Origin of the sequence: Kocuria cellulosilytica (assembly GCF_040981245.1) — a bacterium.
Classification (GTDB): Bacteria; Actinomycetota; Actinomycetes; order Actinomycetales; family Micrococcaceae; genus Kocuria; species Kocuria cellulosilytica.
The window spans coordinates 16710-30241 of record NZ_JAVFWZ010000009.1; the positions used below are offsets into that span (position 1 = coordinate 16710).

Below are 13532 nucleotides of genomic sequence, written 5' to 3' on the forward strand. Positions count from 1 at the left end.
GGAGGCCGCCGTGACCGGGGAGCGCAAGGTGGTCCGCCAGCGCGGGCTGTGGTTCGAGGAGTTCGAGGTCGGCACGGTCTACGAGCACGCCCCCGGGCGGACCGTGACCGAGGCGGACAACGTGCTGTTCACGACCCTCACCATGAACACCCAGTCCCTGCACCTGGACGCCGCGTGGTCCGAGCGCCAGCCCTTCGGCCGGCGGCTCGTGAACTCCATGTTCACCCTCTCGACCCTCGTGGGGGCGTCCGTGGCCCAGCTGACCCAGGGCACCATCGTGGCGAACCTCGGCTTCGAGGAGGTCGCCTTCCCGCACCCGCTCTTCCACGGGGACACCCTGTACTCGTCCTCCGAGGTCCTCGGCGCGCGGGCCTCCTCCTCCCGGCCCGGGCAGGGGATCGTCCGGCTCCAGCACGTGGGCCGCAACCAGGACGGCGCCGTCGTCGCCCGGTGCACCCGTTCGGTGCTCGTGTGGTCCCGCGACGCCGCCCCGCAGTGACCGCCCGCCGGAACGCCCACGGCGATCCCGGCATCGACCGCCCGCACCGACCCCGCCCGCAGCGAGACCCCGGCGAAGGAGCCCCGATGACCGACCCGTTCCTCCTCGGCCCGGCCCTGCTGTTCTGCCCGGCCGACCGCCCCGAGCGCTACGCCAAGGCGGCCGAGCGCGCCGACGCCGTGATCCTCGACCTCGAGGACGCCGTGGCGCCGTCCGCCCGGCCCGCCGCCCGGGACGCACTCGTGGCCACGCCCCTGGACCCGGCCCGCACGATCGTGCGGATCAACGCCGAGGACACCGAGGACTTCGCCCACGACCTCGTGGCCCTGCGGCACACCGCGTACACCACCGTGATGCTGCCGAAGACGGCCTCCGCCGAACGGCTCGCCGTCGCCGCGGAACTGGGCCTGCACCGCGTGGTCGCCCTGTGCGAGACCGCCGAGGGCGTGGTCAACGCGGCCGAGATCGCCCGGTCCCCCAACGTGGTCGCCCTGATGTGGGGCGCCGAGGACCTCGTGGCCTCGCTCGGCGGCAGCTCGTCCCGGCGCGCGGACGGCACCTACCGGGACGTGGCCCGCCACGCCCGCTCCGCCGTCCTGCTCGCGGCCGGCGCCGCCGGCCGGCCCGCGATCGACGCGGTGCACCTCGACATCGCCGACCTCGACGGGCTGCGCGAGGAGGCCCTCGACGCCGTGGCCTCCGGCTTCGCGGCCACCGCCTGCATCCACCCGGGGCAGGTCGAGACCGTCCGCGCCGCCTACCGGCCCGACGCCGCGGAGGTCGAGGCCGCCCGCGAGCTGCTCGACGCCGCCCGCCGCACCCCCGGGGTCTTCACGTTCCGCGGGCGGATGGTCGACGAGCCCCTGGTCCGCCACGCCGAGCGCCTCGTGCGCCGCGCGGACGCCTGAGGCTCCCTTGCCGTCCGGGCCCGAGCCGCCGGCCCCACCCGTCCGGCCCGGACCCGTCGAGTCCCGTCCTGTCCCGTCCCGTTCCGTTCCGTCCGGAGGAGACCATGAGCCAGCCCCTGACGATCGTCGTCCCCGTCAAGCACGTCCCCGACGCCGCGGGCGACCGTGTCCTCGCCGGGAGCCCGCCCCTGCTCGAGCGCCCGTCCGGGATCCTCTCCGAGCTCGACGAGTACGCGCTCGAGGCCGCGCTGCAGATCGTCGGGACGCACGGCGGCCCGGGAGCCGGGCACCGCGTGCTCGCCCTGACCATGGGCCCGGCGGGCGCGACGGACGCGCTCAAGCGCGCCCTCCAGCTGGGCGCCGACGCCGGGTTCCACGTGCTCGACGACGCCCTCGCCGGCTCCGACGCGTGGGTCACCGCCCGCGTGCTCGCCGCCGCAGTCGAACGGATCGCCCGGACCGAGGACCGCGCCGTGGACCTGGTGCTCACCGGCATGGCCGCCACCGACGGCGAGACGTCCCTGGTCCCGGGCCAGCTCGCCGAGCGGCTCGGCCTCGCCCACGTCGGCTTCGCGAGCTCCCTGGCGGTGGCCGAGGACGCCGCCTCGCTCACGGCCGTCCGGCACACGGAGACCGAGGCCCTGCAGGTCGTCGCGGACCTCCCGGCCCTCGTGGCCGTGACCGACCAGGCCAACACCCCGCGCTACCCCAACTTCAAGGCGATCGTGGCGGCCAAGAAGAAGCCCGTGCAGACGTGGTCGGCCGCCGATCTCGGCCTGGACGCGGACGCCGTGGGACTCGCGGGCTCGCTCACCGAGGTGCTCGACGCCGTGCCCCGACCGCCCCGCGCGCACGGCGAGGTCGTGGTCGACGAGGGCGAGGGCGGCGTCCGGCTCGCCGAGTTCCTCGTGGCCCGGAAGCTCGTCTGAGCACCCGGCCGCACCGAGCCGGACCCGCACCGCACGCGCCCGCCCGCCGGGCAGGAGGAGGACCACCATGACCACGACCACCACGACGACCACCGGCGCGTCCGTCGCCCTGGTGGTGCTGGCCGGCACGGACCGGCTGCGCCGCGCCGACCGGGAGCTGCTCGTGCTCGCGGGCACCCTGGGGCAGACGCACGTCGTCGTGCCGGCCGCGCCCGACGACGCCCTGCTCGACGCGCTCGCCGCCCACGCGGTGCACACCGTGCACGCCCCGGAGGGCGGGCCCGGCGACCGGCTCAGCACGCCCGCGGTCGCGCTCGCGGAGGCCGCCGCCCGGGCGACCGGGGCCCGGGTGCTGCTGCTCGCCGGCACCCCCGAGGCCAAGGACGTCGCCGCACGCCTGGGCGTGCGGCTCGGGGCCGGGGTCGTCACCGACGTCGTGGCCCTCGACGCCGACCTCGTCGCCACCAAGTCCGTGCTCGCCGGGGGCTGGACCACCCGGTGCCGGGCCACGAGCCCCGTGCTGATCGCGACCGTCCGCCCGAACTCGATCGAGCTCCCGGCGGAGTCCCCGGCGGAGAACCTGGGGGAGGTTCCAGCGGGGAACCTGGCGGAGAACCCGGGGGAGGCCCCGGTGGAGAACCTGGCGGAGGTCCCGGGGGAGGCCCCGGCGGAGGACGGCGCGGACGCTCCCTCCGGTCCTGCCGCGGCGGCCCCGGGCACCGGACCCGCCGCGGGGCAGCCCGGAGCGCGGCGCCCGCGGGTGCGCACGCACGCGCTCGAGGACACCGTGCCGGCGGCCCGGATCGCGGGCCGGACCGAGCTGCCCGTCTCCGGGCGGCCCGCACTGGGCGAGGCCCGCGTGGTCGTGGCCGGCGGCCGCGGCACGGGCGGGGACTTCGGACCGCTCGAGGAGCTCGCGGACGTCCTCGGCGGGGCGATCGGCGCCTCCCGCGCGGCGGTGGACGCCGGGTGGATCGGCCCCGAGGCGCAGGTGGGCCAGACCGGGCGCACCGTCTCCCCGCAGCTCTACGTCTCCTGCGGGATCTCCGGCGCCGTCCAGCAGCGCGCGGGCATGCAGACGGCGAGGACGATCGTGGCGGTGAACAAGGACGAGCAGGCCCCGGTCTTCGAGATCGCCGACCTCGGCATCGTGGGCGACCTCCGGACGGTGCTGCCCCAGGCGGTCGAGCACCTCCGGAGGCTGCGCGGGGAGTGAGCCCGGGAGCCGCCGGGAACGCCCCACCGGCCGGGGACCCGGGCGTCGGCGGGGACGCCGGCCACCGGCGGGGAGCCCGGGCGCCGGCGGGGACCGCTTCCTGCGGGAACCTCCCGGTCAGCGGGCCACCGTGCGGTGGCCGGCGTCCAGCCGCCGGGTCCAGCCGCGGGCGTCGAGGTGCTCGAGCAGCGGGATCGCGACGCGCCGGGTGGTGCCGAGCGCCTGGCGCGCCTGGCTGGTGGTGAAGGGCTGCGGCAGCCCCGCGAGCTCGCGCATCGCCAGCGCGGGGGCGGTGGGGAGCAGCACGACACCGTCCCCCAGGCGGAGCAGCCGGCCGGTGCGCTCGGCCGCGGCGAGCTCGCGGGCGCCGAGCCGCAGCGCCGTCAGGTCGTCGGCCTCCGGGCTGCGGAAGGGCTCGGCCGCGAGCCGCCGTTCCAGCTCGAGCACCGCGGTCTCGTGGGCGCCGAGGCCCCCGCGGTGGTGCGGGGAGCGGACGTGCCCGCCGTCCTGCTCCAGGCCGGCGCCGCTGACCACGGGCCCGACCAGCGCGGCGTCCGGCAGCGCGAGCAGATCGCGGGCGGCGCCCCGCGAGAGCCCCGCGGCCAGGGGGTCGCGGGCGTGCAGCTCCTCCACTGCGGTGCGCAGCCTCCGGGTCCAGGACTCGAGCAGGGGGGCGTGCACCCACCAGTCGCCGAGCACGCGCACGTCCCCGGGCGGGGCGGCGTCCGGGGCGGGCAGCAGCCCGAGGCGGTGCAGGTGCTGGGCCCGCACCGCGCCGCGGCGGGCCACCTCCCCGAGGACGTCCCCGCGGACGTCCGTGCGGGCGAGCCGGGCGGCCCGGCGCGCCCGGTCCCCGCGCCGCCGCAGCGCGGGGGGATCGGCGTCGAGGACCAGGGCGCCGCCGAGCACCGCGCGGCTGCCGGGGTCGCGGAGCACCAGGCGGTCCCCGAGGACCAGGGGCAGGGCCCGGTCGAGGACCAGCCGGGCGTGGTCGTCGTCGAACGGGCTCAGCCGGGCCGGCACCGCCGCGGTGCCGGCGTGGACCACGAGGTGCTCGGCCGTGGCCGTGAGAGCGGGCCCCGTGCTGCGGCGGACGTCGAGGACACCCGTGAGCGGCCACGTCCCGGGGGTGACCAGAGCGTCGCCGCGGTGCACGTCCTCGGCGGAGACCCCCCGCAAGTTCAGCGCCACGCGGGTGCACGGCTCCAGCGCCGTGTGCGGCTCGTTCCGGCTGTGCAGGCTCCGGACCACCGCCGGCCGGGTCCCGCCGGCGCCGAGCAGCTCCAGCCGGTCGCCCTGCCGGAGCGTGCCCGCGGTCAGCGTGCCGGTCACCACCGTGCCGGAGCCGGTGATGGTGAAGGACCGGTCCACCCAGAGCCGCAGCCGCCCCTCGTCGGGTGCGGGCGCCCCCGCCAGGACCTCGTCGAGGGCGGCGCGCAGCTCGGCCAGACCCGTGCCCTCGAGCGCCGAGACGGTGACCACGGGCGCGTCGCGCAGACCGGTCCCGGCCAGCTCCGCGCGCACCTGGGCGAGCACCTCGCCGATCCGCCCGGGCGCCCGGTCGGCGCGGGTGAGCACCACCACGCCGTGCTCGATGCCCAGGGCCGCGACGGCGTCGCGGTGGTCGCCGGACTGGGCCTGCCAGCCCTCGTCGGCCGCGACCACGAAGCAGACGACGGGAGCCGGCCCGAGCCCGGCGAGCATGTTGCCGAGGAAGCGCTCGTGGCCCGGCACGTCCACGAAGGCCACGTCCCGCCCGGACGGCAGCGTGGTCCAGGCGTAGCCCAGGTCGATGGTCAGCCCGCGGCGGCGCTCCTCCTCCCACCGGTCGGGCTCCATGCCGGTGAGGGCCCGCACCAGGGTGCTCTTGCCGTGGTCGACGTGCCCGGCCGTGGCGACGACGTGCGTGCTCACCGGGCCCGCCCGGCGACGTCGTCCGCCCGGTCCACCACCCCCGGAGCGGCCAGGGCGGCCTGCACCGCCGCGCGCAGACGGTCGTCGTCGGACTCGGGCACGCAGCGCAGGTCGAGCAGGCACGCGCCGTCGTGCACCCGGGGCAGAACGGCGGGGCGGCCGGTGCGCAGCAGGGGGGCCGCCGCCTCGGGCAGCCGCACCGCCCACCCCGGCAGGGGCACGCCGGGCGCACCGCCGCCGCCGACCCGGCCGTCGTGGGCGACCACCGGCGCGCCGACGGCCGCGGCGAGCCGTTCGGCGCGCTCGCGGAGCCGCTCCGGGTCCGCGTGCAGCGCGCGCACGACCGGGACGGGCCCGCCGGCGAGCGTGGCCTCCAGGGCGGCGAGCGCGAGCTTGTCGGCACGGACGGCGCGGGCGAGGGGGTGGGCGGTCATCCGGGCCACGACGTCCGAGGCGCCGAGCACCAGCCCGGCCTGCGGGCCGCCGAGCAGCTTGTCGCCGCTGGCGATGACGATGTCGGCGCCGCCCTCGAGGGCGGTGGCGGCGTCGGGCTCGCCCGGCAGCTGCGGGTCGGGGGTCAGCAGCCCGCTGCCGAGGTCGGCCACGAGGGGCACGCCGTGGGCCCGGGCCAGGGTCCGCAGCTCGTGGACCTCGACGGCCGCGGTGAACCCCTCCAGCCGGAAGTTGCTCGGATGCACCTTGAGCAGGCACCCGGTCTCCGGGCCGATCGCCTCGGCGTAGTCGCGCAGGTGGGTCCGGTTGGTCGTGCCGACCTCGCGCAGCCGGGCGCCGGTCGACTCGATCAGCTCCGGCAGCCGGAACCCGGCCCCGATCTCGACGAGCTCGCCGCGGCTGATCACCACCTCGCGGCCGGCAGCCAGGGCCGTGGTGGCCAGCACGAGGGCGGCCGCGCCGTTGTTGACCACCAGCGCGTCCTCGGCGGGCGGGCAGGCGGCGAGCAGGGCCGCCCGGGCCGCGGTGCCTCGGCGGGAGCGGGTGCCGGTGCCCAGGTCGAGCTCCACGTCGACGTACCCGGCGGCCGTGCGCAGCGCCTCGACCGCGGCCGCGGACAGCGGGGCGCGGCCCAGGTTGGTGTGCACGACCACGCCGGTGGCGTTGAGCACCGGTGTCAGGGTCGACGCGGAGCGGGACCCGAGCGCGGCGAGCACCGCCGGCTCGACGTCCTCGGGGGCGAGCTCACCGCGCCGCGCCCGGTCCTGGGTCTCGCGCACCAGGGCGCGGAGCACGCCCTCGCTCAGCCGGTCGCGGGCGTCGCGGACGGGCGGCAGGGCCATGAGCTGGTCGGTGCGCGGGATCAGCCGGCGCGGGTCGTCCAGGGCCACGGGTCCTCCTCGTCGCGCGCGGCGCGGTGCGGATGAGCGGTGCAGAGGTTGGCGGAGGCGGACGGGAATCGAACCCGCCAGGCCGAGATGCTCGGCCTCACCGGTTTTGAAGACCGGGGGGCCCACCAGGACCCGGACGCCTCCACCGTCCAACCTAGCACCGCCGCCACCAGTAGGCTGACGGCATGGAACAGACCCGGACGTCGACCCCGCCCCTGTCCGCCGCCGGAGCGGTCCGGCTGACCGGCTTCGCCCACGGCGGCGGATGCGCGTGCAAGATCCCTCCCGGCGAGCTCGAGGACGCGGTCCGGGGCCTGACCGGGCAGCCGGGGGCCGGCGTGCTGGTCGGCCTCGACGACGGGGACGACGCCGCGGCCGTCCTGGTGCGCGACGACCTCGCGGTGCTGTCCACCGCCGACTTCTTCACCCCGGTCGTCGACGACGCCTACGACTGGGGCCGGATCGCCGCCGCGAACGCGCTCTCGGACGTCTACGCCATGGGCGGGCGCCCGGTGATGGCGATCAACCTGGTCGGCTGGCCCCGGGAGAAGCTGCCGATGGAGCTGCTGACCGAGGTGCTCCGCGGCGGGCTGGCCGTCGCCTCCGAGGCGGGGTGCCCCGTGATCGGGGGGCACTCCATCGACGACCCGGAGCCGAAGTACGGCATGGCCGTGACCGGCGTGGCCGACCCGGACCGGCTGCTGCGCAACGACGCCGCCGCGCCGGGGCTGCCCCTCACCCTCACCAAGCCGATCGGCGTGGGGCTGCTCAACAACCGGCACAAGGCCACCGGCGAGGTGTTCGCCGAGGCGGTCGCCACGATGACCCGGCTGAACCGGGACGCGGCCGAGGCGGCGCTCGCGGCCGGGGCCCGGGCGGCCACGGACGTCACGGGCTTCGGCCTGCTCGGGCACCTGCACAAGATGTGCCGTGCCTCCGGCGTCGGCGTCGTGCTGGACCGGGCGGCCGTGCCCCTCGTCGAGGGGGCCGAGGAGGCGCTGCGGGACGGCTACGTCTCGGGCGGGACCCGCCGCAACCTCGACTGGGTGCGCCCCCACCTGCGCTCCGCCGCGGGCGTCGACGAGGACGACCTGCTGCTGCTCGCCGACGCGCAGACCTCGGGCGGGCTGCTCGTCGTCGGCGAGGTGCCCGGATACCCGGTGGTGGGCCACACCGTGGCGGGGTCCGGCATCGAGGTGCGCTGAGCGCCGTCGCGGGACGGCGCCGGGCGCTCAGCCGACGGTGGTGATCGAGTCGTCGGTGACCCCGGCGGCCCGCCGCGCGGCCAGCCGCGCCTTCTGCGGCTCGATCGTGTAGCGCGGGTCCACGGCGGAGTGCAGACCGGCCTCCATCACGCCGAACCGGGTCAGCGCCGAGGAGGCCAGCAGCGCCAGGCCCGAGAGCGCGGCGACGGCCCGGTGCCGCCCGCCCAGCAGCGTGCCGAGACCGCCGGCGACCGCGAGCCGCTCGCTCCAGGCGAGCATCGTCCCCGCCTGGCCGTGGTGCAGGGGCTCGGCGGCCACGGGGTCCATCCGGCGCTCCATCATCTTCGTGGCGACCAGCTCGCCCGCCACCCCCAGCGCCGCCAGCCGCCGGGCGGGGCCGGCCTCGCCCACGGACGTGGTGACCATCGCCAGACCGCCCGCGGCGAGGCTCGCCGAGCTCACGAAGACGAACGCGAGGTCCTCGCGGGCCGCGTTCCAGGTGGGCGTCGCCGTGTCGGAGAGCAGGGCCGCGGTGTAGGCGGCGAGCGGACCGGCGAGGACCGCGGCCTCCACACCGGCCGGTCCCTCCACGGCGCGCAGCACCGGGCGCAGCGGGCCCAGCGGGAACCGGGCCCCGGTCATCCGGTCGACCTCGGAGGCGACCGCGGTCCCCATGCCGGCCCCGAACGCGCTGAGGATCCACGTGCCCATGCTCATCGGCGAGGTCGGCTTGAACGTGCGCAGCATGTGCAGGAACCGCTCGGGCCGGCCGAGGTCCGCGACGAGGGCCGCGCCGCCCAGACCGAGCGCGGTCACCGAGCCCAGCCGGGCGTTGCGCCGCAGCTCGTCCCGGCAGGTCAGCTGACCGCCGAGCGCGAGCAGCGCCGAGCCGCCGGCCACGCCGCCGAGGAACAGGTACGCGGCGACCTCGTGGCCCCAGGGCGCCGGCTTGACCACCGGGCGGCCGTAGTAGGAGCCGAACTCCGGCTCCGGGACCATCGGCATCTCCCGGGAGCCGTCGCCGCCGGCCTGGCCGGCGCCCCGCCGGCGCGCTCCGTCCCGCCGCCGGCGGCGCGGCGGCTCGGGCGGACGGTAGCTGTCGAACTCGGACAGGCTCACGAGCGGCCTCCCGCGAAGGCCAGGGCGGCGGCGGCGAGCATGCCCGCCGCGGCCAGGCCGGCCCGCTGGTACATCCGGGGCAGGTCCGCGGTGGGCACCCGCGGGTCCGGCGGCAGCCCGTAGACCTCCGGCTCGTCGAGCAGCAGGAACACCGAGCCGGTGCCGCCGACGCCGTCCAGCTCGTTGGCGCCGTAGAGCCGGGCCTCGGTGCGGCCCTCGGCGTGCAGCTCGGCGACCCGGTGCCGGGCCTGCTCGACCATGTCCTCGTGCTCGCCGTACTTGATGGAGGTCGTCGGGCACGTCTGCGCGCACGCCGGCGTCTGGTCGTCCACCATCCGGTCGTAGCACAGGGTGCACTTCTGGGCGACGCCCACGTTCTTCACCTCGGGCTTGCCGGGCTTGCCCGGCTGCCCGTCCCGCTCCGTGCGGGGTGCGGCCGTGCCGTCGGTGCGCCGCTCGATCACGCCGAACGGGCAGCCGGCCACGCACGTGCCGCAGCCGTTGCACACGTCGTCCTGGACCACCACGGTGCCGTGCTCGGTGCGGAACAGCGCCCCGGTGGGGCACACGTCGAGGCACCCGGCGTGCGTGCAGTGCTTGCAGACGTCGGAGGACATCAGCCAGCGGAACTCCGGGGTGTCGGGCGGGGTCGTGTCCCCCGAGGGCTGCGGGCGCGCCTCGGGCGGGCCGACGCGCGGCATGCCCAGGCTCACGAGCTTGCGCCCGGACTCCCGGGCCTCCTCGATGCGCTCGCTGTCCTGCTCCACGAACGCCACGTGCCGCCAGGTGCTGGCCCCCAGGGAGCCGGTGTTGTCGTAGGAGGACTCGAGCAGCTCGAGCTCCCCGTCCTGCGGGTTCTGGTTCCACTCCTTGCACGCCACCTCGCAGGCCTTGCAGCCGATGCAGATCGAGGTGTCCGTGAAGAAGCCCTTCCGCTCGTGCTGGTGCTCCCAGTGCGCGTCGGCCGTGGGATCGGTCGGTCCGGCCAGCTGGCCCATCTAGGTCTCCCTCGTCGGGTCGGTGGTCGTGTCGGTGGTCTCGCCGGCGGCCGGGTCCGGGCTCGGCTCGCCGCTCCGGCCGGGGTCCGGGATCCTGCCGGGGACGTCGATCCGGGTGTTGCCGGTCGCCACCGTGGCACCGGCGCGCTCCTGGTACTCCGCGACCAGGTCGAGCAGCTCGGCGCCCCGCGGCCGGCGGCCCGGGCGGATGTGGCACGAGCCCACCTTGGAGTCCTGGATCTGCACGTTGGGCTCGAGCGTGAGGCCCAGCAGGTCGTTGGCGGAGTCGCCGCTGACCACGGCGTCGTCGCCCACCCCCCAGTGGTACGGGAGCCCGATCTGGTGCACGGTGTGCCCGCGCACCGTCAGCGGGGTCATCCGCTCGGTGACCAGCACCCGCGCCTCGATCGCCGCCCGGGGGGAGACGATCGTGGCCCAGCCGTAGGGCTCCAGCCCGCACTCGGCGGCGAGCTCGGGGGAGACCTCGCAGAACATCTCGGGCTGCAGCTCGGAGAGGTACGGCAGCCACCGGCTCATGCCGCCGGCCGTGTGGTGCTCGGTGAGCCGGTACGTGGTGAACACGTACGGGTACACGTCCGCCCCCGGGGTCCCGGCGCTCGGGGCGCTGAGGTTGTCCTGGCGCGCGAACAGCACCCGGGAGGGATTGCGCTGCTGGGCGTACAGGGCGTTGGCGACCGGCGACTCCTGCGGCTCGTAGTGCGTGGGCAGCGGCCCGTCCACCACGCCCTTGGGCGCGTACAGCCACCCCTTGCCGTCGCTCTGCATGATGAACGGGTCGTCACCGGCCAGCGCGGCCGCCCCTCCGGCGTCGGGCTCGGGGCGGGTGCCCGGGGCGAGGTGGAGCGGGAAGTCGGGAACGTCGTCCCCGACCCACCGGTTCTGCTCCTCGTCCCACCAGACGTACTTCTTGCGCTCGCTCCACGGCCGGCCCTCGGGGTCGGCCGAGGCCCGGTTGTAGAGGATCCGGCGGTTGGCGGGCCAGGCCCAGCCCCAGTCGGGGGCGGTGGGGCCCTGCTCCCGGCCCGGGGTGCGGGCGGCCGCACGGTTGACGCCGTCGGCGTAGACCCCGGTGTAGATCCAGCAGCCGCCGGAGGTCGAACCGTCCGCGCGCATCTCGGTGTACGAGGACAGCGGCCGGCCGGCGTCCGGGCCGGTGAGGTGCCGGCCGTTGATCTCGGCGAGCACCGCCTCGGGGTCCGGCTCGCCGTGCTCGTCCACGGGGTAGTCCCAGGTGAGGTCGAGCAGCGGGCGGTCGCGCTCGTCCTCGGAACCGGCCAGCCGCTCCCGGATCCGCCGGCCCAGCTCGAAGAAGAACTGCAGCTCGCTCCGGCACTCGCCCGGCGGGGCCACGGCCTGGTGGCGCCACTGCAGCAGCCGCTGGGTCTGGGTGAAGGTGCCCGACTTCTCCACGTGCGTGGCCGCGGGCAGGAAGAAGACCTCGGTCTCGATGTCCTCGGTGCGCAGCTCGCCCGAGGCGATCTCCGGACCGTCCTTCCACCAGGTCGCCGACTCGATGAGGTTGAGGTCGCGCACCACCAGCCACTTCAGGTGGGACATGGCCATGCGCTGCATCCGGCCGTTGGAGGACCCCACCGCGGGGTTCTGGCCGAGCAGGAAGTAGCCCTCCACCTCGTCGTCGAGCATGCTCGTCAGCGTCTGGAACGTGCCGTGGGCCCCGGTGAGGCGCGGGAGGTAGTCGTAGGCCCAGTCGTTCTCGGCGGTGGCGGCGTCCCCCCACCAGGCCTTGAGCAGGCTCGTCGTGTAGGCGTCGGCCTCGGCCCAGTAGCCCTTCTGCTGCTTCGACGCGATCGCGTCCAGGTAGTCGTCGAACGTGTCGTGCGTGCCGGCCACCGGCATCGGCAGGTAGCCGGGCAGCAGGTTGAACAGCGTCGGGATGTCGGTCGAGCCCTGGATGCTGGCGTGCCCGCGCAGGGCCATGATGCCCCCGCCCGGGCGGCCCATGTTGCCCAGCAGCAGCTGCAGGATCGCTGCGGTGCGGATGTACTGCGCGCCGAGGCTGTGCTGGGTCCAGCCGACGGCGTAGGCGAAGCACGTGGTCCGCTCGCGCCCCGAGTTCTCGGTGACGGAGCGCGCCAGGTACGCGAAGTCCTCGGGGGAGATCCCGCACACCTCCTGCACCATCTCGGGGGTGTAGCGCGCGTAGTGCCGCCGGAGGATCTGGAACACCGTGCGCGGGTGCTGCAGGGTCTCGTCGCGCTCCACGCGGGCGTTCTCCATCGGGGCGCCGCCGCTGCCGAACTGCTGGCCGGCGGCCTCCGGGACGGACTCGGCACCGTGCTCGGGGTCCCCCTCGGGGCCCTGCACCCGGTCGTCGCCGCGCTCCTCGTAGGCCCACGTGGACATGTCGTACTGGCCGGTCTCCGGGTCGAAGCCGGAGAACAGCCCGTCGAGGTCCTCGGCGTCGCGGTAGTCCTCGTCCACGATCGTGGCCGCGTTGGTGTAGGCGCGGACGTACTCCTCGAACCACAGGTCATGGCCGAGCACGTGGTTGATCAGTGCCCCGAGCAGGACGATGTCCGAGCCGGCCCGGATCGGGACGTGCCGGTCGGCGACCGCCGAGGTGCGGGTGAAGCGCGGGTCGACGTGGATGACCCGGGCGCCGCGGGCCTTGGCCTCCGTCACCCACTGGTAGCCCACGGGGTGGCACTCGGCCATGTTGGAGCCCTGGATGACGATGCAGTCGGCGTTGGCCATGTCCTGCAGGGACTGCGTCGCGCCACCGCGACCGAACGAGGCTCCCAGACTGGGAACCGTCGAGGAGTGTCAAATACGGGCCTGGTTCTCGATCTGGATCGCCCCGGCGGCGGTGAAGAGCTTCTTGATGAGGTAGTTCTCCTCGTTGTCCAGCGTCGCGCCGCCCAGGGAGGCGAAGCCCATGGTGCGGCGCAGCGGACGGCCCTGCTCGTCGGCGTCCTGCCATCCGTTGCGGCGGGCCTCGAGGACCCGGTCCGCCACCATGCCGACGGCGGTGTCGAGGTCCAGCCGCTGCCACTCGGTGGCCCGGGGCGCGCGGTAGAGCACCTCGGTCTGCCGGCCGGGCGCGTTGACGAGCTGCTCGCTGGCCGAGCCCTTGGGGCACAGGCGGCCGCGGGAGATCGGCGAGTCGGGGTCGCCCTCGATCTGGACGACCTTCTCGTCCTTGACGTAGACCCGCTGGCCGCAGCCGACCGCGCAGTACGGGCAGACGCTCTGCACGACCCGGTCGGCGGTGCTCGTGCGGGGAGCCGTCGTCCGGGTGCGCTCCGAGGTCACGGCCGGGCCGCGACCGAGCAGGTCGCCCGAGCGGATCTGACGGAGGACCGGCCACTCCAGTGGGCTGAATCGTGCCATGGCGAGAGCATAGCCCGCCGCGCGGTGAT

Annotated in this window: 10 protein-coding genes and 1 tRNA gene; 5 read left to right on the forward strand and 6 right to left on the reverse strand. The window is 76.1% G+C overall.

What is annotated here, in order from left to right; all coding sequences use genetic code 11:
• The first annotated feature begins 10 nt into the window (after positions 1–10).
• The 4 genes from RCG67_RS13095 to RCG67_RS13110 all read left to right on the forward strand — a co-directional run bounded on the left by RCG67_RS13095 (position 11) and on the right by RCG67_RS13110 (position 3552).
• Entirely contained in the window at positions 11–499 is a 489-nt protein-coding gene (locus RCG67_RS13095; protein ID WP_368826833.1) for a MaoC family dehydratase, read from the forward strand.
• A gap of 86 nt (positions 500–585) precedes the next feature.
• Entirely contained in the window at positions 586–1407 is an 822-nt protein-coding gene (locus RCG67_RS13100) for an HpcH/HpaI aldolase/citrate lyase family protein (RefSeq protein WP_368826835.1), read from the forward strand.
• A gap of 104 nt (positions 1408–1511) precedes the next feature.
• Positions 1512–2336, forward strand: coding sequence for an electron transfer flavoprotein subunit beta/FixA family protein (locus RCG67_RS13105; RefSeq protein WP_368826837.1), 825 nt, complete (start codon positions 1512–1514; stop codon positions 2334–2336).
• A gap of 67 nt (positions 2337–2403) precedes the next feature.
• A complete protein-coding gene (locus RCG67_RS13110) occupies positions 2404–3552 on the forward strand; it encodes an electron transfer flavoprotein subunit alpha/FixB family protein (RefSeq protein ID WP_368826839.1) in 1149 nt (382 codons plus the stop codon).
• 117 nt (positions 3553–3669) lie between these two features.
• Here RCG67_RS13110 and selB read toward each other — a convergent pair whose 3' ends face one another.
• From selB to RCG67_RS13125, 3 genes are all read right to left on the reverse strand, one after another.
• Positions 3670–5466: a selenocysteine-specific translation elongation factor gene (gene selB / locus RCG67_RS13115; protein WP_368826840.1), complete on the reverse strand. Its 1797-nt coding sequence runs from the start codon at positions 5464–5466 to the stop codon at positions 3670–3672.
• The gene (gene selA, locus RCG67_RS13120; RefSeq protein WP_368826842.1) at positions 5463–6809 is read right to left on the reverse strand and encodes an L-seryl-tRNA(Sec) selenium transferase; all 1347 of its coding nucleotides are present in this window, start codon (positions 6807–6809) and stop codon (positions 5463–5465) included. The genes selB and selA overlap by 4 nt, the downstream gene beginning before the upstream one ends.
• Before the next feature lie 49 nt (positions 6810–6858).
• Positions 6859–6953, reverse strand: a tRNA-Sec gene (locus RCG67_RS13125).
• Positions 6954–7024: 71 nt separating this feature from the next.
• On the opposite strand from RCG67_RS13125, the gene selD reads away from it, so the two are divergent.
• Positions 7025–8014 carry a selenide, water dikinase SelD gene (gene selD / locus RCG67_RS13130; RefSeq protein WP_438612672.1) on the forward strand — a complete coding sequence of 330 codons (990 nt, stop codon included), beginning with the start codon at positions 7025–7027 and terminating at the stop codon, positions 8012–8014.
• Between the two features lie 27 nt (positions 8015–8041).
• On the opposite strand, the gene nrfD is transcribed toward selD, so the two are convergent.
• From nrfD to fdh, 3 genes are read right to left on the reverse strand one after another with little or no spacing between them, the layout of a single operon-like run.
• Positions 8042–9133, reverse strand: a complete 1092-nt coding sequence (gene nrfD, locus RCG67_RS13135; RefSeq protein WP_368826846.1) for an NrfD/PsrC family molybdoenzyme membrane anchor subunit — start codon at positions 9131–9133, stop codon at positions 8042–8044.
• Positions 9130–10131, reverse strand: a complete 1002-nt coding sequence (locus RCG67_RS13140) for a 4Fe-4S dicluster domain-containing protein (RefSeq protein ID WP_368826848.1) — start codon at positions 10129–10131, stop codon at positions 9130–9132. The genes nrfD and RCG67_RS13140 overlap by 4 nt, the downstream gene beginning before the upstream one ends.
• Positions 10132–13503: a formate dehydrogenase gene (gene fdh / locus RCG67_RS13145; protein ID WP_368826850.1), complete on the reverse strand. Its 3372-nt coding sequence runs from the start codon at positions 13501–13503 to the stop codon at positions 10132–10134.
• Positions 13504–13532: the final 29 nt, after the last annotated feature.

Excerpts from the sequence above, each read along its gene's own strand:
- RCG67_RS13140 (WP_368826848.1), bottom strand. The coding sequence starts at position 10,131 with ATGGGCCAGCTGGCCGGACCGACCGATCCCACGGCCGACGCGCACTGG.
- RCG67_RS13105 (WP_368826837.1), top strand. The coding sequence starts at position 1,512 with ATGAGCCAGCCCCTGACGATCGTCGTCCCCGTCAAGCACGTCCCCGAC.
- RCG67_RS13110 (WP_368826839.1), top strand. The coding sequence starts at position 2,404 with ATGACCACGACCACCACGACGACCACCGGCGCGTCCGTCGCCCTGGTG.
- RCG67_RS13100 (WP_368826835.1), top strand. The coding sequence starts at position 586 with ATGACCGACCCGTTCCTCCTCGGCCCGGCCCTGCTGTTCTGCCCGGCC.